Annotated in this window: 23 protein-coding genes; 11 read left to right on the top strand and 12 right to left on the bottom strand. The window is 59.9% G+C overall.

Features of this window, described 5'->3' with window-relative positions; genetic code table 11:
* Positions 1-423 precede the first annotated feature (423 nt).
* Positions 424-1,074: an alpha/beta hydrolase gene (locus Q0Y02_RS13000; RefSeq protein WP_297769154.1), complete on the bottom strand. Its 651-nt coding sequence runs from the start codon at positions 1,072-1,074 to the stop codon at positions 424-426.
* Between the two features lie 189 nt (positions 1,075-1,263).
* Positions 1,264-2,400 (bottom strand): aminotransferase class V-fold PLP-dependent enzyme, encoded by a 1,137-nt coding sequence (locus Q0Y02_RS12995; RefSeq protein ID WP_297769151.1) that lies wholly within the window; start codon positions 2,398-2,400, stop codon positions 1,264-1,266.
* Positions 2,401-2,681: 281 nt separating this feature from the next.
* Here Q0Y02_RS12995 and rsxA point away from each other — a divergent pair, with 281 nt between their 5' ends.
* Genes rsxA through Q0Y02_RS12965 form a run of 6 tightly spaced genes read left to right on the top strand, consistent with a single transcriptional unit; the run spans position 2,682 to position 9,119 of the window.
* Positions 2,682-3,266: an electron transport complex subunit RsxA gene (gene rsxA / locus Q0Y02_RS12990; RefSeq protein ID WP_035250378.1), complete on the top strand. Its 585-nt coding sequence runs from the start codon at positions 2,682-2,684 to the stop codon at positions 3,264-3,266.
* A complete protein-coding gene (gene rsxB / locus Q0Y02_RS12985) occupies positions 3,263-3,847 on the top strand; it encodes an electron transport complex subunit RsxB (protein ID WP_297769146.1) in 585 nt (194 codons plus the stop codon). The genes rsxA and rsxB overlap by 4 nt, the downstream gene beginning before the upstream one ends.
* Positions 3,844-6,729 (top strand): electron transport complex subunit RsxC, encoded by a 2,886-nt coding sequence (rsxC, locus tag Q0Y02_RS12980; RefSeq protein WP_297769143.1) that lies wholly within the window; start codon positions 3,844-3,846, stop codon positions 6,727-6,729. The genes rsxB and rsxC overlap by 4 nt, the downstream gene beginning before the upstream one ends.
* Entirely contained in the window at positions 6,729-7,769 is a 1,041-nt protein-coding gene (gene rsxD, locus Q0Y02_RS12975) for an electron transport complex subunit RsxD (RefSeq protein ID WP_297769139.1), read from the top strand. The genes rsxC and rsxD overlap by 1 nt, the downstream gene beginning before the upstream one ends.
* Complete coding sequence (gene rsxG, locus Q0Y02_RS12970) at positions 7,766-8,413, top strand: electron transport complex subunit RsxG (protein WP_297769136.1); 648 nt, start codon at positions 7,766-7,768, stop codon at positions 8,411-8,413. Before rsxD ends, rsxG begins: the two co-directional genes overlap by 4 nt.
* Positions 8,406-9,119: an electron transport complex subunit E gene (locus Q0Y02_RS12965; RefSeq protein ID WP_297769133.1), complete on the top strand. Its 714-nt coding sequence runs from the start codon at positions 8,406-8,408 to the stop codon at positions 9,117-9,119. The genes rsxG and Q0Y02_RS12965 overlap by 8 nt, the downstream gene beginning before the upstream one ends.
* Positions 9,120-9,372: 253 nt before the next feature.
* On the opposite strand, the gene Q0Y02_RS12960 is transcribed toward Q0Y02_RS12965, so the two are convergent.
* Positions 9,373-9,798, bottom strand: a complete 426-nt coding sequence (locus Q0Y02_RS12960) for a hypothetical protein (protein WP_297769130.1) — start codon at positions 9,796-9,798, stop codon at positions 9,373-9,375.
* A 113-nt stretch (positions 9,799-9,911) separates the two neighbouring features.
* On the opposite strand from Q0Y02_RS12960, the gene Q0Y02_RS12955 reads away from it, so the two are divergent.
* Both Q0Y02_RS12955 and Q0Y02_RS12950 read left to right on the top strand, forming a co-directional pair.
* The gene (locus tag Q0Y02_RS12955) at positions 9,912-10,475 is read left to right on the top strand and encodes a hemerythrin domain-containing protein (protein WP_297769127.1); all 564 of its coding nucleotides are present in this window, start codon (positions 9,912-9,914) and stop codon (positions 10,473-10,475) included.
* A gap of 389 nt (positions 10,476-10,864) precedes the next feature.
* Positions 10,865-11,395 carry a glycine zipper 2TM domain-containing protein gene (locus Q0Y02_RS12950; protein ID WP_297769124.1) on the top strand — a complete coding sequence of 177 codons (531 nt, stop codon included), beginning with the start codon at positions 10,865-10,867 and terminating at the stop codon, positions 11,393-11,395.
* 60 nt (positions 11,396-11,455) lie between these two features.
* Here Q0Y02_RS12950 and gltS read toward each other — a convergent pair whose 3' ends face one another.
* Positions 11,456-12,640, bottom strand: coding sequence for a sodium/glutamate symporter (gene gltS, locus Q0Y02_RS12945; protein WP_297769121.1), 1,185 nt, complete (start codon positions 12,638-12,640; stop codon positions 11,456-11,458).
* Between the two features lie 85 nt (positions 12,641-12,725).
* Between gltS and nth the strand changes: the two genes are divergently transcribed.
* Positions 12,726-13,364, top strand: coding sequence for an endonuclease III (nth, locus tag Q0Y02_RS12940; protein WP_297769118.1), 639 nt, complete (start codon positions 12,726-12,728; stop codon positions 13,362-13,364).
* A 72-nt stretch (positions 13,365-13,436) separates the two neighbouring features.
* Positions 13,437-13,856: a DUF3617 domain-containing protein gene (locus Q0Y02_RS12935; protein ID WP_297769115.1), complete on the top strand. Its 420-nt coding sequence runs from the start codon at positions 13,437-13,439 to the stop codon at positions 13,854-13,856.
* 105 nt (positions 13,857-13,961) lie between these two features.
* On the opposite strand, the gene Q0Y02_RS12930 is transcribed toward Q0Y02_RS12935, so the two are convergent.
* The 3 genes from Q0Y02_RS12930 to Q0Y02_RS12920 form a co-directional block, all read right to left on the bottom strand.
* A complete protein-coding gene (locus tag Q0Y02_RS12930) occupies positions 13,962-14,693 on the bottom strand; it encodes a dienelactone hydrolase family protein (RefSeq protein WP_297769112.1) in 732 nt (243 codons plus the stop codon).
* 159 nt (positions 14,694-14,852) lie between these two features.
* Complete coding sequence (locus Q0Y02_RS12925; protein WP_297769109.1) at positions 14,853-15,260, bottom strand: DUF1330 domain-containing protein; 408 nt, start codon at positions 15,258-15,260, stop codon at positions 14,853-14,855.
* A 144-nt stretch (positions 15,261-15,404) separates the two neighbouring features.
* Positions 15,405-16,022 (bottom strand): YigZ family protein, encoded by a 618-nt coding sequence (locus tag Q0Y02_RS12920; RefSeq protein ID WP_366516924.1) that lies wholly within the window; start codon positions 16,020-16,022, stop codon positions 15,405-15,407.
* Between the two features lie 57 nt (positions 16,023-16,079).
* Here Q0Y02_RS12920 and Q0Y02_RS12915 point away from each other — a divergent pair, with 57 nt between their 5' ends.
* Positions 16,080-16,325, top strand: a complete 246-nt coding sequence (locus Q0Y02_RS12915) for a hypothetical protein (protein WP_297769106.1) — start codon at positions 16,080-16,082, stop codon at positions 16,323-16,325.
* Here Q0Y02_RS12915 and Q0Y02_RS12910 read toward each other — a convergent pair.
* From Q0Y02_RS12910 to Q0Y02_RS12890, 5 genes are all read right to left on the bottom strand, one after another.
* The gene (locus Q0Y02_RS12910; protein ID WP_297769103.1) at positions 16,319-17,446 is read right to left on the bottom strand and encodes an HlyD family secretion protein; all 1,128 of its coding nucleotides are present in this window, start codon (positions 17,444-17,446) and stop codon (positions 16,319-16,321) included. The two genes, Q0Y02_RS12915 and Q0Y02_RS12910, sit on opposite strands and share 7 nt — an antisense overlap.
* Positions 17,446-17,793 carry a DUF3302 domain-containing protein gene (locus Q0Y02_RS12905; RefSeq protein WP_297769100.1) on the bottom strand — a complete coding sequence of 116 codons (348 nt, stop codon included), beginning with the start codon at positions 17,791-17,793 and terminating at the stop codon, positions 17,446-17,448. The genes Q0Y02_RS12910 and Q0Y02_RS12905 overlap by 1 nt, the downstream gene beginning before the upstream one ends.
* A gap of 82 nt (positions 17,794-17,875) precedes the next feature.
* Positions 17,876-18,718, bottom strand: coding sequence for a YbaY family lipoprotein (locus Q0Y02_RS12900; protein WP_297769098.1), 843 nt, complete (start codon positions 18,716-18,718; stop codon positions 17,876-17,878).
* 150 nt (positions 18,719-18,868) lie between these two features.
* Complete coding sequence (locus Q0Y02_RS12895) at positions 18,869-20,035, bottom strand: acyl-CoA dehydrogenase (protein WP_297769095.1); 1,167 nt, start codon at positions 20,033-20,035, stop codon at positions 18,869-18,871.
* A gap of 45 nt (positions 20,036-20,080) precedes the next feature.
* On the bottom strand, positions 20,081-21,283 hold the full coding sequence (locus Q0Y02_RS12890; RefSeq protein ID WP_297769092.1) for a 3-oxoadipyl-CoA thiolase: 1,203 nt from the start codon (positions 21,281-21,283) through the stop codon (positions 20,081-20,083).
* Positions 21,284-21,344: the final 61 nt, after the last annotated feature.

Here is a 21,344-nt window from a genome sequence, read left to right as displayed (position 1 = left end):
TGGCGCCACTCCGGCCACTCCCCGAGAAAGCTCAAAGTCATCCTCCGAAAAGGCTTTTACAACCGCTCGGAAGACTGGCCGCCAGCTTCCTGCTATAGGATGAGCTGATTCTTCATCTTTGACGGCTAGTGGCTCAACACTCATACGTCTTTATCGCCTAACAGCATATTAATTAGAACGTTCCGCATAACCCGGTTCCGTATAACTCTGGAACCGTACCCCCGCACCAGAAAAAAATCCTGCCATAACAATCGTTTGGCAGGCTATAGCCAATTTCCTACACGGAGTTATGCGGAACCTTCCTTATAACTCCTTTCCTTTGAACTCGGAGACAGAAAAACCAAAGCCCCACTAAATCAACATGTTGGCATTTCCCTTTCCGGGTTCAACGGAAGCTTCCGTTGAAAAGGGGAATCGCAATCCCTATTTGCTGAACGCCCCCGTTGCCAGGAATGCCTTCACCTGCTCAATCACCTCCCCATTACGCATCATGAACGGGTGCGTCACCGGCAAGACCAGATGGTCCTGCATGCCCTCGACCTTGGTTCTTTCCACGGTGACCTTGCCGTCATTGGGGCCAGGTAATTGGGTGGAGAGCAGAAAGTTGATGGTGTCGCTACCGGCGATGACGCCCAGGGGAAAGTCCACAGGGCCGAGCTGGTTGGGGACGCTGTCGGGGCCTGTGCCCATCTGGCTGCCGGCGGGGCCGTTGAACCACTGGAACGGGGCCCAGTCACCCAGACTGTCCACCACTTCACTGCCCTGGTTGGGCGGGCCGAGCATGACGGTGCGGCCCATTCTCTCGATGGTGTGCTGGCTGAGGTACTGGCGTAGCAGGATGCCGCCCATTGAGTGGGTGACGAAATGAATGGTGCCGGTGGCCGGGCATTTAGCCAGGGCTTTGGGCAGAGTCTCTGCGGCGAGGGTCTGGATGTCTTTTTTGGTGGAGGGGTAGCCCTGGTTCACTACGGTGTAGCCGGTGTTCACCAGGGCCTTTTCCATTTTCTTCATGGCGTGGGCAGTTCTGGCCAGGCCATGGAGCAGGATGACGCATTGAGGGTTCTGGGTTTTCATTGTTGCGCCCTCTTTATTCAGCAAGGCCGTTCCCCCTCTCCCCAGCCCCTCTCCCGCAAGGGGAGAAGGGCTTGAACAAACCCCAAGCATCAAGCCGATACAGAACCTCAGAATCAGGCTAGCCATCGCTTTACCGGCTTTCCGCTGTTAACTATTAACTATTAACTATTAACTATTAACTATTAACTATTAACTGTTAACTGTTAACTGATTCAACGCCGCCTCCAGCCGCGCCACCGCCGCATCCACATCCCCCAGCTTGTCCAGGCCGAACAGGCCCACGCGGAAGGTCTTGAAGTCTGCCGGTTCGTCGCACATAAGGGGCACGCCCCCGGCCGTCTGCAAGCCGAGCTGGACGAAGGCGGCGCCGCTCTTGATGGTGTCGTTGTCGGTGTAGGACACCACTACGCCGGGGGCTTCGAAGCCGGGGGCGGCGACGCTGGCGAAGCCGTGCTTCGCCATCAGCTCGCGCACGGCGGTGCCCAGTTTCCACTGGCGTTCCTTCACGGCGGTGAGGCCTTCTTTCATGGTTTCCAGCATGGTGTCACGGAAGCCGCGCAGGGCATCGGTGGGCATGGTGGCGTGGTAGGCATGGCCGCCGTTTTCATAGGCGATCATGATGTCGCGCCATTTGCGCAGGTCGCAGGCGAAGCTGGTGCTGGTGGTTTCGTGCAGGCGCTGGTCGGCGGCTTCGCTGAGCATCACCAGGGCGCTACAGGGCGAGGAGCTCCAGCCTTTCTGGGGGGCGCTGATCAGTACGTCCACACCGACCTTTTTCATGTCCACCCAGATGGTGCCGGAAGCAATGCAGTCCAGTACGAACAGGCCGCCCACGCTGTGTACGGCATCGGCCACCTGTTTCAGGTAGTCGTCCGGCAGGATGATGCCGGAGGCGGTTTCCACATGGGGGGCGAACACCATGGCCGGCTTTTCGGCCTTGATGGTATCGACCACCTGCTCAATGGGTGCCGGGGCGAACGGTGCCTGGGGCTGGTCGCTGATGGGGGCGGCCTTCAATACGGTCTCTTTGGACGGGATGCTGCCCATCTCAAAGATCTGGCTCCAGCGGAAGCTGAAGAAGCCGTTACGGATCACCAGGCAATGCTGGGCGGTGGCGAACTGACGGGCCACTGCTTCCATGCCGAAGCTGCCGCCACCGGGCACCACGGTAACCGAGTGGGCGTTGTAGACCTGCTTCAGGTTGCTGGAAATATCCCGCATCACCTGCTGGAAACGCTGGGACATGTGGTTCAGGGAGCGGTCGGTGAAAACCACGGAATACTCAAGCAGGCCGTCTCGGTCAAAGTCACGGGGCAAATCTGTCACTGGGGGTCACCTCTGCAGCAACCGGCGCTGGCCGGTCTCGTCGCGTTATTGTCTGCCTTGGATACTGGATTGCTGGCAGCGCCGCAACCGTCCGGGGCAAAAAGCATGGCAAAAGGGGCATCAACTGGTTAATTCGCAGTCAATGACTGTCGTCTGCAGTCAAGTAAGCTTATGCATTATCATTCTTGAGCCAACCGGGGCGCTGCCTCATACTATGCGCCCTTAACGCCCTGTAAACACAGCGTTTAACCCCTATTCTTCGGCAAGCGAGCCACGATCACATGACAGAGTACGTCCTGATTCTGATCAGCGCTGTGCTGGTAAACAATTTTGTCCTGGTGCAGTTCCTGGGGCTGTGTCCCTTTATGGGGGTCTCCAACAAGATCGAGACCGCCATGGGCATGTCCCTGGCGACCACCTTTGTGCTGACATTGTCGTCCGTGCTCGCCTACCTGACCTGGGCCTATATTCTGGTGCCCTTCGAGCTGGAGTACCTGCGCACCATCAGCTTTATTCTGGTGATCGCCGTGGCGGTACAGTTCACCGAGATGTTCGTGAAGAAGGCCAGCCCCCTGCTCTATCGGGTGCTGGGCGTGTTCCTGCCGCTGATCACCTCTAACTGTGCGGTGCTGGGTGTGGCACTGCTGAATGTACGCCAGGAAGATGCCACCTTTATGTCATCGCTCACCTACGGGCTGGGCGCGGCGCTGGGCTTTTCCCTGGTGCTGGTGCTGTTTGCCGCCATGCGTGAGCGTATTGCCGTGGCCGATGTGCCGGAAGCGTTCCGTGGCCCCAGCATCGGCCTGATCACCGCCGGCCTGATGTCGCTGGCCTTCATGGGCTTTTCCGGGCTGATCAAGTTATGACCGCTGTACTGATTGCCGTGGCCGCCCTGCTTGCCCTGGCCGCCGTGTTCGGCGCGGTATTGGGCTTTGCCTCGGAGAAATTCAAGGTCGAGGGCGACCCCATTGTCGACCAGATCGATTCACTTTTGCCGCAAACCCAGTGTGGCCAGTGCGGGCACCCGGGCTGTCGCCCCTACGCCGAAGCCATTGCCGAGGGCGAAGACCACAACCGCTGCCCGCCAGGCGGTCAGGACACCGTGGATTCGCTCACCGACCTGCTCGGCCGTGACGAGCTGACCCTGGATGACGAAGGCGCCGAGGATGCGGACATCCCCAAGGTGGCCTATATCCGCGAAGACGAGTGCATTGGCTGTACCAAGTGCATCCAGGCCTGCCCGGTGGATGCCATCGTCGGCGCTGCCAAGCTGATGCACACGGTGATCGTGGACGAATGCACCGGCTGCGACCTGTGCGTGGAGCCCTGCCCGGTGGACTGCATCGACATGGTGGAAGTGAAGCCCACCCTGCAGACCTGGGGCTGGAACCGCCCGGCCGGTATCGGCGAGCGCCCGGACAGCCGTATTGAAGTGGTGAACCTGTGATTCGTACCCTGTTCAGTTCGCGCAGCCGCAAGGTCTACGACTTCCACGGCGGTATTCACCCGCCGGAAAGGAAAGCGCTTTCCAACGGCACCGCCATTGTCCCCGGCCCGATGCCGGCGCAGCTGATACTGCCACTGAACATGCACATCGGCGCCCCGGCCAAACCGCTGGTGGAACCCGGTGAGCGAGTCCTGAAAGGCCAGATGATTGCCGAGCCCAGCGGCGCGGTGAGCGCGGCCATTCATGCCCCCACCTCCGGCACCGTCAACGCCATCGGCCCGCGCGCTATTCAGCACCCGTCCGGGATGGATGCCATCTGTATCGTCATCGACACCGACGGCAAGGATGAATGGATCGAGCACACCGGTGTGGCCGACTACACCGAGCGCAGCCCCGGCGAACTGGTGGACACCATCCGCCATGCGGGCATCGCCGGCATGGGTGGCGCCGGCTTCCCCACCAGCATCAAGGTGAACCTGGGCGACCACCAGCGAGTGGAAGAACTGGTGATCAATGCGGTGGAGTGCGAGCCCTACATCACCGCCGACGACCGCCTGATGCGCGAGCGCGCCGACGAGATCATTGCCGGCATCAACATCCTGCAATACCTGCTCAATCCGCGCCGCACCCTGATCGGCATCGAGGACAACAAGCCCGACGCCATCTCCGCCATCAAGCGAGCCTGCAAGGGCTGCGACATCGACGTGCGGGTAGTGCCCACCAAGTACCCCTCCGGCGGCGAAAAACAGCTGATTCAGCTGCTCACCGGCAAGGAAGTGAAAAGCGGCCAGCTACCGGCAAAGGTGGGTGTGGTGTGCCAGAACGTGGGCACCGCCTACGCCATCAAGCGAGCGGTGATCGACGGCGAGCCCCTGCTCTCGCGGGTGACCACGCTCACCGGCGAAGGCGTGAGCCAGCCGGGCAATATGGAGGTGCTACTGGGCACCCCGGTACGCGATCTGCTGCTGCATGGCGGCGTAGACCCGGACAATATCGGCCGCCTGGTCATGGGCGGCCCGATGATGGGCTTCACCCTGCACAACCCGGCAGTGCCGGTGGTGAAAACCACCAACTGCATCATCGCCGCCACCCTGGAAGAACTGCCCGAGCCACCGCCGGAACAGCCCTGCATTCGCTGCGGCTCCTGTGCCGACGTGTGCCCGGCCAATCTGCTGCCCCAGCAGCTCTACTGGCACGCCAAGAACGACGATCTGGAAAAGGCCCAGCACCATAACCTGATGGACTGCATCGAGTGCGGCGCCTGTGCCTATGTGTGCCCCAGCCATATCCCGCTGGTGCAGTACTACCGCTATGCCAAGGCAGAAGTGCGCCAACAGGCAGCGGAACAGGTAAAAGCCGACAAGGCCCGCCAGCGCTTTGAAGCCCGCCAGGCCCGCATCGAAGCGGAAAAGGCCGAGAAAGAAGCCCGTCGTCAGGCGCGGCTGGAAGCCAACCGCAAGAAGAAAGTCGAGACCAGCGCACCCTCAGTCGACACGGCCGCCCTCAAACAGGCGTCCCTGGACGCCTCCAAGGCCTATAAGGCTGCCGTGAAAGCGGCTAAAGCCGCCGAGGCGGAAGGCGCCGACAACATCGATGAACTGAAAGCCGAAGTGGATCGCCTGAAAGCCGAGGCCGACAAGGCCAAGGCCACCGTGCGTGACGCCAAGGATGCGGGCCCCGCCGCCGCACCGGCAGAAGACCTGGTAGGCAATCTGAAGAAGCAGGTTGGCGAGGCGTCCACTGCCTACAAAACGGCGGTGAAAGCCGCCAAGGAAGCGGAAGCCAATGGCGACGACAACGCCGCCGAGCTACGCGCCAAAGCCGATGAGCTCAAGGCCGCCGCCGACAAACTCAAGGCGGAACTGCGTGACGCCAAGGCCAGCGCCCCCGCCACCCCGGCAGCAGCGCCCCAGGCTGACCCGGTGGCAGACCTGAAGAAACAGGTGGGTGACGCCTCTTCCGCCTACAAGGCAGCGGTGAAAGCGGCCAAGGAAGCGGAAGAAAACGGCGCCGACAACGCTGCCGAACTCCGCAGCCAGGCGGACGAACTGAAAGCCAGGGCGGACCAGCTCAAGGCCGACCTGCGCGACGCCAAGGCCAATGCGCCGGCTACGCCCACTCCGGCACCTGCCGCAGCACCAGCCGACCCGCTGGCCGACCTGAAGACAAAAGTGGGCGAGGTCTCCTCCACCTACAAGGCCGCCGTCAAAGCCGCCAAAGAGGCCGACGAGAACGGGGCCGACAACGCTGCCGAGTTGCGCGCCGAAGCGGATCGCCTGAAAGCCGAGGCCGATCACTGGAAAGCCGAGCTCCGCGAAGCAAAAGCCTCCGCCCCCGCGCCGGCTACACCCAAAACACCACCGGCCCCCACGGATACCCCCAAAGCCCCGGAAACCGAGGCCCCGCAGGCTCTGACGGCGGTAGATCCAGAGGTGGCTGCCAAGCGCCAGAAGCGGCTCAAGGCCCTGAAAACCGCCTACAACATGGCCCACAAACAGTACAAGGAAGCCCATGCCGCCCTGGAGCGCGGCGAGCGTAACGGCGATATTCCCGCCGAAGAGCTCAATGCCATGGAGCGCAAAGTGGACAAGCTGAAGGGCAAGGCCGACGTGGCCCGCGATGCCCTGGATGCGTTGGTGGAAGAAGCCAAGGCGGATATCCGCGCTCACACCGGCAAGGACCTGAAAACCCTCAAGTTGGAAGCCGCCCGGGCAGAAAGTGCCCTTGGCGACAAACAGCGCGAGCTCGAACAACAGCGCGATAGCGCCTCGGAAGACACTCTGGAAGCCCTCAGTTCCGAATTACAGGCCCTGGAGGCGGAAGCCCAGATCGCCCGCATGGCGCTCAAGCAGGCGGTAGAAGAACAAGGACTGCAAGACTGATGGCACTGATCTCTTCAACCTCGCCCCACACCACGGTGAGCAACAACACCGGTGCCTTCATGCGCCAGGTGATTTACGCCACCCTGCCCGGCCTGGCGGTACTGACCTGGCTGTTTGGCTGGGGCACGGTGATCAATGTGCTGTGGGCCGTGGTGGTGGCACTGGTCAGTGAGGCGCTGATCCTGAAAGCCCGCGGTCGTCCGGTTGCCTTCTACCTGAAGGACTACAGTGCGGTGCTCACCGCCGTGCTGCTGGCCCTGGCCCTGCCGCCCACCTCCCCCTGGTGGCTGACCCTGATCGGGGTGGGCTTTGCCATTATCGTTGCCAAGCAGCTCTACGGTGGCCTGGGCATGAACCCGTTCAACCCGGCCATGGTCGGCTATGTGCTGCTGTTGATTTCGTTCCCGGTGGCCATGACCCAGTGGATCGCCCCCGGCGAAGCGCCCAGCCTGGCGCAAAGCTGGCAGCTGTTTACCGGCCAGTTGCCGGTGGACGGCCTGAGCGGCGCCACGCCCCTGGATACCTTCCGCACCTGGGCCGGCAACGAGAGCGAACTGGCCAGCCACAGCATCCTGCATGGCCAGTTTGCCGGGCTGGGCTGGGAATGGTTGAACCTGGCCTTCTTGCTGGGCGGCCTGTATCTGATCAGCCGCAAGATCATTACCTGGCATATCCCGGTGGGCTTTCTGGGCGGCCTGGCGCTGCCCGCCCTGGTCGCCTGGCTGATCGACCCGGTGCGGTTTTCCGACCCGATGTTCCAGATATTCTCCGGCGGCGCCATGCTGGGCGCCTTCTTTATCGCCACCGACCCGGTGAGCGCCGCCACCAGCCGCAGCGGCCGGCTGATCTATGCAGCGCTGATCGGTGTGCTGATCTGGGTGATCCGCAGCTTTGGCGGCTACCCGGATGCGGTGGCGTTCTCGGTGCTGCTGCTTAACCTGTGCGCCCCCTTTATCGATTACTACACCCAGCCACGGACCTACGGGCACAACAAGGCGAACCGGGGCACCAACAGCGCCAAACAAGGGGGTGACTCATGATGCGCCAGGCCATCTCCCGGAATATGGTGATCCTCAGCGTGTTCGCCATCGGCACCGCTGCCACCCTGGCGATCACCAACGAGCTGACTATCGGCAAGGTCGAGTGCAACAAGCAGGCCGCACTGATGGCATCGCTCAACGAAGTGATGCCCCACGAGCAGCACGATAATGACCTGCTCGCCGACCGCCTTACCGTCAGCGCCCCCCTGCTGGGCCGCAACGGCCACCATGTCTACCGGGCCCGTCTTGATGGCGAGCCCAGTGGGGCCGTGCTGGAAGCCACCGCCGCGGACGGTTACGGTGGCAATATTGCCCTGATCGTCGGCGTGGATACACAAGGCAAGGTTCAGGGCGTGCGCGTGGTGCCTCCACACAATGAAACCCCGGGGCTCGGTGATAAAATCGAAACCAAAAAATCCGACTGGATCTATGGTTTCAATGGCCTGTCACTGGGCAACCCCGCCAGTGAGGGCTGGGCGGTGAAAAAGGATGGCGGCCAGTTCGACAGCTTTACCGGCGCCACCATCACCCCCCGTGCCGTGGTGGGGGCCGTGCACCGTGCCCTGCAATATTTCGACGCCAACCGCGACGCTGTATTCAGTGCTCCGGCGGAAGCGGTATCGGTGGAGACGTGTGATGAGTGATGTGAACTACAAGAAGATCAGCATGGACGGGTTGTGGAACAACAACCCGGCCACCGTGCAGATTCTCGGCCTGTGCCCCCTGCTGGCGGTGACCGGCACCGTGGTCAACGCGCTGGGCCTTGGCCTGGCCACCCTGGTGGTGCTGATGGGCTCCAACATCTGCGTGTCACTGATTCGCCAGTACGTGACCGACGCGGTACGTCTTCCCGCTTTCGTGATGATCATCGCCGCCATGGTGACGGTGATTGAAATGATGATGCAGGCCTTCACCTTCGAGCTGTACGAAATCCTCGGCATCTTCATTCCGCTGATCGTTACCAACTGCACCGTGCTGGGCCGTGCCGATGCCTTTGCCAGCAAGAATCCGGTACTGCCAGCAGCACTGGACGGTTTCATGATGGGGCTGGGCTTTCTGGTGATTCTGCTGATCCTGGGCGGCATGCGCGAGCTGATCGGCCAGGGCACCCTGTTCACCAACATGCAGCTGCTGTTCGGCCCCATGGCGGCGGACTGGCAGCTACAGGTGGTGGAAAACTACGGCGGCTTCCTGTTCGCCATCCTGCCCCCGGGCGCTTTCGTGGGCCTGGGTTTGATCATTGCCGGCAAGAACGTGATCGACAAACGCCTCAAGGCGATCCAGAAAGCCAGGGCCAGCGACGAACCCAAGGTCAGCCGCCGGGTACGCACCACCGGGAAAGTCAGTTAACAACCGTCATCGCATCATGGTGGATAACGCCTGCCGGCTAATCCACCCTACCCACACACCAACCTCCCGTAGGGTGGATTAGCCGGCAGGCGTTATCCACCTCTCCCCCCAAGCCGAACCCACCTCTCCGTAGGAGCGTTCGCTTGCCCAGTAACGAGTAACGAGAAGCGAGCCACGAAAGGCAAAACCCAGGATTGTTTAGGTTTTCAAAACTCGCTCCTCGTTACTCGCCACTAGCTGCTTCACTTCGCTCCTACACAAGCCCTGCCGCCACCAATAACGCCACCGCCACCAACCCATGTGGCAGAAACACATGGCGCCAGCGGAGAATGCGCAGCAACTCGGCAAAGCCACCGCTCTTGCGGCTGCGATCCCAGCTGGCGGCGGTCTGGAACGGGGCTATATCGTCTACTTCGCCACGAAAATAGGCTTCAATCTTTTCGATACGCGCAAAATGCGCCGACTGAAACGCCTTCCAGTGCCCTTCCACCAACCAGAACAGCAAACTGCCCAGCACACCCACCCACAATAGCGCCGGCCGGTCGAAGAAGGCACCGGACCCAGCCAGAATGCCAGCCAGAGTGACGCTCCAGGCCTTGATCGTGAGTGACTTCTGGTCGAAGGCATCGATCAGGTTGGTAAGATGAAAGTATTCCGCTTGCAGCTGTGTATCCAGCATTGTTGTTCCCCGTTCCCCAAAGATCAGATGGTCTGATAAAACGGCATCATTTAACCCGATTCATTGCAGGCAAACAAAAACCTATAGTGCCCCCATCAACCAGGGAGCGAATCATGGCATTCAAATCAGATCATCATGTGCTATCACGGCAAGGGTTGCCGGAAGAGGTGCGCAACAGACTGATCGCATTGCCTCGCGAGGAATGGCGTGAGCATGAAAATTACCTGATCAGCAACGCTCGCCCCTTGCAGCGCAACCACAACAGCCTGAAACGACAGGCTCGCCATTACCACGCAAGCCTTGAGCAGCTACTGAACCAGCGCGAATCAGCCGGTGCAGACATGGATGGAATGGTGGAGGTGGAGCAGCTTGGTAAAAGCCTGCTGCGCAATCTGCACAGCCATCATGGCTACGAGGACAGTAGCGTGTTTCCGGTTCTGCGCCGGGATCATCCCAGACTGACCGCCGGCTTCGATCTTCTCGAGCAGGATCACGGGGTGCTGGAGGCCAGCCTGGAAGAACTGGATCGCAATTTGCGCCGTTTTGCAGAACAAAAACCGGCAACCCAGGTGATTAGTGAAGCCCACGCCCAGGCCGACAAACTGATCCGGCTGCTGCACCGCCACATGGACGATGAAGAAGAGATCATCATGCCCATTTATTTGCTGTACATGTAATTTTTTGCGTTCTATTGAACGGCGAGGGAGTCTTTGGGTCACTCCTTGCATACTCAGTCTTTCAGACTGATTCGTAATCTAGGCGCAATGTTGAAGGTGTGTGTCCACCCATCGAGACATTGCAACAACGAGTACGGGCCAGCCTGGAAGACCCGGAGGGCGCGGCCTGAAGGGCCCATCTGCTGCGCTTTGTCGCTAGGAAAGGGAGCCACCCTGTCCGTCGCGACAAAACACAACAGCTGCACCCTTCAGGCCACGCTGAGTATGCAAGGAGTGACCCAAAGACTCCCTTAAATTCACATTCTTTTGCACTTGGTGTGCGCCAGGCAACGAACATTATGGCCATTACAGGATCATACTAGGCACAACCAACCAATAAGGAGTGAGCCATGAAAAGCGCAGCAGTTGCCGCCCTGGGTATCGTAGGGGCCGTGGCCATCGCCGGTGTCGGCTATGGCGCTTACCAGGCCATAACCCCCGCTACCTCAGGCTATGCCGAAGTGGTGAATGTGGACCCGATTGTGAAAACCTGGCAGGAACCCCGTGAGGTCTGTCAGCAGGTAACCGTGGAACGCAAGAAACCGGTCAAAGACCAACACAGGGTTACCGGGAGTGTTGTCGGTGCTGTGGTTGGCGGTGTGATCGGCCACCAGTTTGGCGGTGGTAGCGGTAAAGATGCGGCTACCGCGGGTGGTGCCATTGCCGGTGGTGTAGCAGGTAATCAAATCCAGAAAGGCATGCAGGAAAAAAATACCTACACCACCACGGAGCAGCGCTGTAACACCGTGATGGAAGACAAGAGTCGTACAGAAGGTTATGACGTGACCTATGTCTTCAATGATCAGGAAGACACTATTCGCATGGACAAAAAGCCCGGCGAGCGGTTGCGTATCGAAGAAGGGGAAGTGGTTACCCAGTAACCCTTTCCTGCCTGGATAAAAAAGCCCGCGTCTGCGGGCTTTTTTATGGCGCCTTTACGATCACCCCGACAACACCGATACAAACGTCTGGATGATCGTCGCGTTGGCAATATCCACGATAAAGCCCCCTACCACCGGCACGATGATAAACGCCAATGGTGACGGGCCATGATGTTGGGTCACCGCCTGGATGTTGGCCACCGCTGTGGGCGTCGCCCCCATGGCAAAACCGCAATGGCCCGCACAGAGCACCGCCGAATCATAGTTGCGCCCCATCAGCCGGAAGGTCACCAGGGTAATAAACGCCAGCGCCAGCCCCACCTGCACCAGCAGCATGGCAATCATGGGCAGGGCCAGATCCACCAGCTGCAACAATTGCAGACTCATTAACGTAATCGCCAGGAAAATCCCCAACGCCGTGTTACCCACCACATCGATGGTGGCATCGTTGACCTGCCACAGTCGGCGAGCCGTGTTACCCAGCACAATGCAGACAAACAGCACCCAGACAAAGGTGGGCAACCGGAACACGGACGCAAACTCTTCCGCCGCCACCGTGCCGACCACCACACCCACTGACAGCAACATCATGATGCGAATCACGCTGGCGGCGGAAATGGGACGAGGGGTTTCCGCTTCGTCATGCCCGGCGTCTTCCGCCGCCGCACCATGGGCCGGTGCGGCAAGCCGGTAGCGACGAATCAGGAACATGGCCAGTGGCCCGCCCAGCAGCGCCCCGAATATCAGACCGAAAGTGGCAGACGCCGCCGCCAGTTCACTGACGCCGGTAAGACCGAAGTCCCGCTCGAAGACCCCCGCCCAGGCGGCCCCCGTGCCGTGGCCACCGGTCATGGTCACCGAGCCGCCAATCAGGCCATACCAGGCATCCAGCCCCATCAACTTGGCCATCATCACCCCGGCCAGATCCTGCAGTGCCACCAGCACGATTACCAGTGTCGCGAACAACAGCATGGCCCAGCCGCCCCGGCGCAGCAGGCGAAAGTCCGCGGCCAGGCCTACCGCACCGAAGAAAAACAGCATGGCGGGTGTCTTGATGCTTTCATCAAAGGTCAGGCTGATACCGGAAAGCTGCATGGCAGTGACCACAATGGTCGCCAGCAAACCACCCACAACCGGCTCCGGCATGTTCAGCCGCGACAGCAAGTCCACCTTGTGAACGATCCACTGCCCGGCGCCCAGAACCAACAATGCGACCATGAGGGTTTCCATGGCGGAAAACTGCATCCCTTTCTCCTTGTAGGCGGCTGAGGCTTGCCCCTCACAGCCACCGATTGATCCGTTATACTGCCCGCGACAACGGGAAGCTGTTATGAATCGCGAAAAACGAACTGAAATCTTTACCCGTCTGCGGGATCAGAACCCCCACCCCACCACCGAGCTGGAATACAGCAGCGATTTCGAGTTACTGGTGGCCGTGGTGCTGTCTGCCCAGGCCACGGACGTGGGCGTGAACAAGGCCACCGCCAGGCTCTATCCGGTGGCCAATACCCCAGAGGCGATCTTCGCCCTGGGGGTCGACGGGCTTAAAGAGTACATCAAGACCATCGGCCTGTTTAATTCCAAGGCCGAAAACATCATTCAGCTGTGTAAAATTCTCCTTGAGCAGCATGATAGCCAGGTGCCGCGTACCCGCGAAGCGCTGGAAGCGCTGCCCGGTGTGGGTCGCAAAACCGCCAATGTGGTGCTCAATACGGCCTATGGGCTGCCCACCATGGCGGTAGACACACACATTTTCCGGGTATCCAACCGCACCCGCATTGCACCGGGCAAGAATGTGCTGGAAGTAGAAAAACGGCTGGTACGGCTGGTGCCGGAGGAATTCCTGCGCGATGCGCATCACTGGCTGATCCTGCACGGCCGCTATGTGTGTACGGCCCGCAAACCCAAATGTGGCGAATGTCTGATCGCAGATCTGTGCGAATTCCCGGCAAGCCAGCGGCCATCGTAAGCGGCAATTGAGCACATCACCGGCCATTGCTAGGCTGGATGATATTCCGTTTTGTGACAAAAGGGACGCGACATGAAACACAAGATACTGCTGGCAACGCTGCTTGGCCTGTGCGCCCCGGTGCTGGCCGGCGACCTGAAGCCGGGCCTGTGGCAGATCAATACCACCATGGAAGGCGACAACCTGCCGCCGCAGATGCGGGCTCATACTCAGCAGGATTGCCTCAGCGCCGGTCAGGCAGAGGACGTGGTGACTGCCCTGCGCAAGGACTGGAACGCGGAAGGGTGTGACCTGGGCGAGGTTGATCGCAACGGAGATAACCTCACCTGGGAGGCATCCTGCAACCAGAATGGCATGAAGAGCACAATGAAAGGCTCAGTGACGCTACACAGCGACACCGGTTACACCAGCGTCATCGACATGACCATGCCGGGCAACAAGATGGTGTCGACCAGCGAAGGGGAATGGGTAAGCGCAGACTGCCCCGAGTAATCCGATAAGGTTCGCCTTGTAAACAAGGCGCCAACAGGATCCTGACCTGACTGTTGGAGCTATGCTTGCATGGCTCCAACAGCTACGGCAAAGGTGCCGTGAGCGTCAGATCTCTCCGGCAAACACCTTCTCAAAAAACGCCAGCACCCGCTTCCAACTGTCCTCTGACGCACCCGCATCGAATTTTGAACGTAGCGGCGGCAACGGCCCCAGTTTCTTGAAGGTAAAGGTCTGGTGGTCATTCATGAAGGAGTGGCCCACGTCTTCATAGGTCTTGATGTCATGGGGCACACCCAGCGCCTCCATATGCTTTGCCAGACGATCACCATGATCGCCAAAGAGCATGTCCGTGCGTCCCCAGCCCCCCACAGCCGGGCAGATGCCACTCACCTCTTTCACGTTTTTGGGCATACCACCATAGAAAGGCGCCACCACCTGGACCGGTGCCTGGCTGGCGTAGAGCACCGCAAAGCGCCCGCCCATGCAGAAGCCCATCACCCCCACCTGGGTGACCGCCTCTTCCCCCTGATTCAGCAACCATTCACGGCAGGCGTCCAGTTGCTCGAAGGTCTGGCCCTTACCGGTTTCATGGGCCTTGAGGGTTTTCACTACGCAAAGCGCCTTGCTGCCCGGCAGATCGTAGAGATCCGGCACCAGTACCGGATAACCGTTATCGGCCAGCCGCTGGGCAATGCGCTCGATATCCTCGGTGTAGCCAAAGATGTCATGGATCGCGATCACCGCCGCCTGGTGAGGATTGGCCGTTTCAGGGCGCAGCCAACGGGCACGCATGGTGTGACCGCCGGGAATGGGAATGCCTACAGGTTGGTTGGACATGAGAAACCCAGAGAACAGTTAACAGTGAACAAGTAATAGCGAATTATGCTCCCAATCACCACTCTCCTCAGGCCAAACGACGCATTCAAGATAGCTCCCACGTCTGACGCTACGACTGGTTTCGCTGTTAACTGTTAACTATTCACTATTAACTGCCTCTCACCCTTCCTGCATGGCCACCAGCCGCGCTTCCTGCAGGGCGGCGGTGCGGTGTTTGGTGGCTTCGCGGTATTCGGGGTCGGCCAGCATGGAGGCGAAGGCCTGTTTGGAGGGGTAACGTACCAGCAGCACGTCGTCCCATTTCTCTGCGTCCGGGGCAATCACGCCGGCCAGGGCCTTGCCCTTCCAGACCAGCTCACCGCCAACGCCGCGTACCTTGCCAAAGGCCACGTCAGAATATTTCTGGTATGCCTCACGACCGCTGTAATCGGCTTCACCATCCTTGTAGCGCGCGGTCTCGTTAAAGCGCAGCAGGTTGAGCATGACGATGGGGGTATCATCCGGCAGGGATGCCAGGATATCGGGCAAGGTATGAGGATTCGGGTCGATGACCGGTTTCTCTGACATGGTGACTCCGTCTGGTTTCTTATCGGCAAGGTCAGGCTTTTATTCATCCGTCGCTTTGCTGGCAAGGCGACGCGCAATCACCACCTTGCCGCCGTGTCAGGAAGAAAGACAGGGCCGATAACGACGCCCTGACCGCCAAAGCGGTCACAGTGTTATCAGGGCAATCTGTTCCGCCGCACAGAGACTCTCCAGATCCTCCAGATACTGCGTCGGACAGCGCAGCGTCATCGCCACCGATTGACTGTAGTGCACCTCCAGCACCTCTGCCGCATTCTGGTCCGCCCAGTGACGAAGGCGCTGCTCCAGGGGAAAGTCCAATTCCAGCCGGCAGGTGACTTGCGGAACACTTTCCACCCGTTCCACTTCCGCCAGCACCGCTTCTGCCGCTGACGCATAGGCACGGACCAGACCGCCCGCCCCCAGTTTCACTCCCCCGAAATAGCGACTCACCACCACCAGCACATCACTCATGCCCTTGTGCTGGATCACATTGAAAATGGGTTTGCCGGCGGTGCCGGAGGGCTCGCCATCGTCATTCATGGCGGCTTGCGCAGAAGCCGGATTACCCAGCAGGTAGGCGTAGCAATGGTGGCTTGCATCCGGGTATCGAGCCCTGGCCTCGTCGATCACGGCCATGGCCTGTTCGCGGCTGGCTACCGGGCGCAGCCAGGTGATGAAACGGCTTTTGTTGATCAGCAGTTCCCGGTCAACGGGACCGGCGGGAACGGGATAACCTTTGATGGCACACTCCGGGGTGATCACTGGCGAGAGCCGCTATGGTAAGGTAAATGCCGCCTTTATCCGAATACGCGACTTGCCATGACCGATCCCCTCAGCCGAGACGATGACAGCCTGCGCCGCCGCAAGCGGCTGGCCGTCGGTGTTGCCCTGCCCGTCACCGGTGTCATTTTCGCACCGCTACTGTGGGCCTTGTACCAGGACGGCAGTATTTTCTTCTTTGCGCTTTGTGCCCTGTTATGGCTTGGCGTCGGGCGATTTGTCTATCACCTGCTGGCACCGGATGAAAAAGGGCGGCACATGGCCGCCCGCGATAAGGATCAGTGATCCACATAGAGGTAATGCTGCCAGCTCATCATCCTCAACAGCATGCGGCGAATAATCGCCACATGGTGAAGATGCTCTGAATAGACGGCTGCCTGGGCGCTAACACCCATCGGTAGTGCCTCTACACTCTCATTGGGTTCCAGTTCGATGATCGCCAGGGCTTCATTATCCATGCGCCGGAAGGCGTCACTACCGAGCAACTGCTGACCCGCCGACAACTGGGATTCGGCAATCGTCGGCAGTACTTCCACAAGCTTGCCAGTGAACACTTGCCCTGGTAACGAGGTGAAGGTGATCTCCGCTTCGTTGCCGGCCTGCAAACGCAGCAGGGACTGCTGGCGGAAGGCGCCCACATAGCGGCGTTTCTCGCTATTCACAAAATTGGCCAGCGGCTTGAGCGGCAAAGGCACCGCCATCATGCCCGGACGAACCGCCAGCTGGGTAACAAACCCATCCAGGGGAGCCCGAATGATGGTGTTCTGCAGATCAAAACGCGCCTCTTCCAATTGCGCCTTGATGGCGGCTACCGCCGGGTCGTCACCATCCACGGACCCATTGAGCTGGGTTTCTGCCTTGGCCAACGCTGCTCGCGCGGCTTCCAGCTCCGCATTGGCCGCCGTCACAAGTTGACGCTGCGTATCGACCTGCTGCTTGCTGAACGCAGACAACGCCCCTTCGTAGCGGCGCAGGGTGCCTACCGCCTGGTCACGTTTGGCCGTAACCTGCCTGACTCTGGCTCGCGCTTCCGCCACGGACACCACATTGCCTTGTGCAAGCTGACTGGTATCTGCCAGCTGCGCCTCCAACTGAGCCACCCTGGCCTTGTAGCGGGTATCATCGAGAATGACCAGTGGATCACCCTGCTTCACCGGGGTGTTTGGTGTCACCAGGACTTCCTGTACGCGGGCACGCACCTCCGGCACTATCGGCGTCACCACATAGACCTGACGAACCTTGCGGGTGAACGGGTGGTTGTAGTTCATGGCCAGCACCATGGCCCCCACCAGAACAACGCCCCCGAGTACAGCGGTGGGCACCGACCATTTATTCAGCGGAATCTTGAACAGTTTGAAAATAAAAACACAGATCGCGGTATAGGTGAGGAGAATGAGCATTTCCATCAGGCTTTCTCCTCCAATCTGCTTTCCAGGCTGGCAATCCGCTCAGCCTGGGCATCCAGCTTTTCCTGTAAGGCAACCAACAACGCCTCATCAACCTGTTGCTGTTCCTGAATCTGCTGAAAGCCCCAGCCCCGCTCAGGGCGATAAAGCGTTGCCCAGATCCACAGGAAAGGCCAAAGCACGTGCAGAGTGAACAGGCTCACCCAACCGGCCACATGGATGGCATCCTGGTGAGGGTGATTCCGTTTCTTCGCAATTTCATAGGGGATATCGTGGATAACGATGATGCCGTAAAACAGCACCAGCGCCACAAATATCAGCAAGCCCAGAGCCAGATAACTCAACATTCATCCTTCCCCCTTGTCAGTTTCAGCGGATTTCCTTCACCGCTAATCCATGCCAGCAGCAAACGCCAGCATGTATGGCCGTCTACAGATCTCGGCCGCAACCACCGTAGAGCTTCTCGTTACTGGTGACCTTCACCTGAAAATCGAAGGTCTCGCCACTCATGGTATCCTCGCAGGGCATTTCACTAATTTCCACTTTCAGCTGGTCAGTGTCGGTGTTGGCAAGGTAAATGGTTTCCGTGCCTTCGGTCTGCGCCCCTGGGTCCGGAGTGGTTACCGTGGTTTCACCGTAGTCGCCCACAAAGACCAGCTTTTCGTCCGGGTAAATTGCCAGATGCCAGCCAGGCTCGTTACCGACGGCCCAGAATGACGCTCCCGCTTCCTTCGCCTTCACCATGGCTGTTTTCGGTCGTGCCTCCGCGGATTGCTCGGCGCCAACCCGCTGCAACATGACAGTGATCTCTTCACCACTGGCACGTTCGCCCAGTTCAGCGGTGTGTCGTTCGGTGGTGAGCCACAGCAACTGCCCATCCGCGCCACGGATTTCTGCGCGTACTGCATAAGCCATTGGATGATCATGCATTACGGCATCCCTGTCATAACGCAGGGTAAAGGGCACCGGTACCTGGCCCGGGTCGTCGATATGCTGCTCGGCGATCACTTTGGACGGCGCGTCGGCCAGCGATACATCCTCCAGGGTTACCGTGAGCGTTGCCCCTTGCGGCATGGCCATGCGCTCGCGGTACATCACTTTACCACTGAGAACCTGTTGCTCAGTCTTTTCACTCTGCTGCTCAACGGTAGGTTGCTGGCTATCAGATTCCGGTTTTCCCTGATCACAGCCTGAGAGAGCAAACAGGACAACAATACCGGCGGAGCCGAGCAAAACGGGAAGAGAAGGGATAGTAAGTGTTGAAGGGCGCATAATGATTCCTTGTTGTCGTCTGCATGGTCAGAGTCCCTGGACGTTCGGCGGTTCCCTGCCGTGGTAACACTATTAAAGGAACCCAAATAAAAAAGCAGCCCTGAGGACTGCTTTTTTACCTTTCTTCAAGGTTCTTAACGCTAGAGGCAATTAACCGAAAGCCGGAATCCCGGTCTGTGACCGGCCCAGAATCAGGGCATGAACATCATGGGTACCCTCGTAGGTGTTTACCGCCTCCAGGTTCATCACATGGCGGATCACGTGGTACTCGTCGCTGATACCGTTACCGCCGTGCATGTCACGGGCCTGGCGGGCGATATCGATGGCCTTGCCGCAGTTGTTGCGTTTCATCAGCGACACCATTTCCGGCGCCCAGTTGCCGGCATCCATCAGTCGGCCCAGCTGTAGCGCACCCTGCAGGCCAAGGGTAATTTCGGTCTGCATGTCCGCCAGCTTTTTCTGGATCAGCTGCGTAGCGGCCAGTGGCCGACCGAATTGCTTGCGGTCCAGGGTGTACTGGCGCGCCGCCTGCCAGCAGAATTCCGCCGCGCCCATGGCGCCCCAGCTGATCCCGTAGCGGGCCTTGTTCAGGCAGCTGAACGGGCCTTTCAGCCCCTCTACGTCCAGACGATTTTCGTCCGGCACGAAGCAGTCATCCAGCATGATCTGCCCGGTGATGGAGGCGCGCAGGGAAAACTTGCCGTCGATCTTCGGGGTGGTGAAACCCTCAAAGCTGCGCTCCACCACAAAGCCGGTGATCTTGCCGTCCAGATTGGCCCACACCACCGCCACGTCGGCAATGGGGGAATTGGTAATCCAGGTCTTGGCGCCGTTGAGCAGGTAGCCACCGTCCACCTTTTTGGCGCGGGTGCTCATGGAGCCCGGGTCAGAACCGTGATCCGGCTCGGTAAGACCAAAGCAGCCGACCCACTCGCCAGTGGCCAGTTTCGGCAGGTATTTCTGGCGCACCGCTTCACTGCCAAAGGCATGAATCGGGAACATTACCAGCGACGACTGCACACTCATGGCAGAGCGATAACCGGAATCCACCCGCTCCACTTCCCGGGCCACCAGGCCGTAGCTCACATGGTTCACGCCGGCGCCGCCGTATTGCTCGGGAATGGTGGGACCGAGAAAACCCAGCTCACCCATTTCCGTCATGATGTCCCGGTGGAAAATCTCGTGCCGGTTGGCTTCCAGCACCCGGGTCATCAGTTTGCTCTGACAGTAATCATGGGCCGCATCACGAATCATGCGCTCATCTTCGGTGAGCTGAGTTTCCAGCAATAACGGGTCTTTCCAATCGAATCTCTGCATGTTTTTTCCTGAATTTTTCGCTGTTAACTATTCACTATTAACTGTTCACTGCCTTTCAATCACCATGGCCACGCCCTGCCCCACCCCAATACACAAACTGACCAGCGCATAGCGACCACCAATGGCTTCCAGCTGGCGCATGGCGGTGAGGGCCAGGCGAGCGCCGGACGCCCCCAGTGGATGGCCCACAGCAATGGCGCCACCATTCGGGTTCAGGCGTTCATCATCGCCGGCCAGGCCCAGCTGCTTGCAACAGCCTAAGACCTGGGTGGCGAACGCCTCGTTAATTTCGATCACATCCATCTGGTCCAGGGTCAGCCCGGCCCGGGCCAGTGCCTTGTTGCAGGCCTCTACCGGTCCCAGCCCCATCACACGGGGCGCCACACCGGCCACGGCACCGGCGAGAATCCGTGCGCGGGGCGCAATGCCCGCCGCATCACCGGCAGCGCGAGAACCGATAATCAGTGCCGCCGCGCCGTCATTCACGCCCGATGCATTCCCTGCGGTGATGGTGCCACCCTCAACGATAGCAGGCAGTTTTGCCAATTTTTCGGCAGTGGTGCCGGCACGGGGATGCTCATCCTCTGCCACAGTCAGCGGATCTTTCTTGCGGCCCTGGGGAACGGTGACCGGCAGAATTTCTGCCTGGTAGAAACCGCGCTCCCGGGCGGCCTGGTAGCGCTGCTGCGAGCGGGCGGCAAACGCATCTGATGCGTCACGGCTGATGCCCAGATCGTCCGCCACGTTCTGGGCGGTTTCCGGCATGGTGTCGGCACCGAACTGGCGGAGAATGGCCGGGTTGGGAAAGCGGGCACCGATGGTGCTATCGAAAATGGTCATGTCGCGGCTAAAGGCTTTCTCCGCCTTGGCCATCACAAAGGGCGCCCGGCTCATGGATTCGGTACCGCCAGACACGATCAGCTCGCCCTCGCCCACCGTCACCATGCGCGCGGCATCCAGCGTCGCCGCCAGGCCACTGCCACACAGGCGGTTAACGGTTATCCCGGCCACGGATTCCGGCAGCCCCGCCAGCAACCCGGCGTGGCGCGCCACATTGCGGGCATCCTCCCCGGCCTGATTGGTATTACCGATCACCACATCTTCATAGCGGGACAGCTCGAACCCGTTGCGCTGCACCAGCTCACGGATCACCCCGGCCAACAGATCATCCGGCCGCACCGGTGCCAGGGCGCCACCATGGCGACCAAAGGGGGTTCGCAGGCCGTCGTAAATATAGGCATCCAGCATTTGCACTCTCCCATTCAGAGAGTTGAACGTTCAAAGTTTAACGTTGAAACGCGGGATGGGA

This window comes from uncultured Alcanivorax sp. (assembly GCF_947258575.1).
Classification (GTDB): Bacteria; Pseudomonadota; Gammaproteobacteria; order Pseudomonadales; family Alcanivoracaceae; genus Alcanivorax.
Note: the sequence above shows the minus strand (reverse complement) of the source record. Positions and strands in the feature narration are given on the sequence as shown.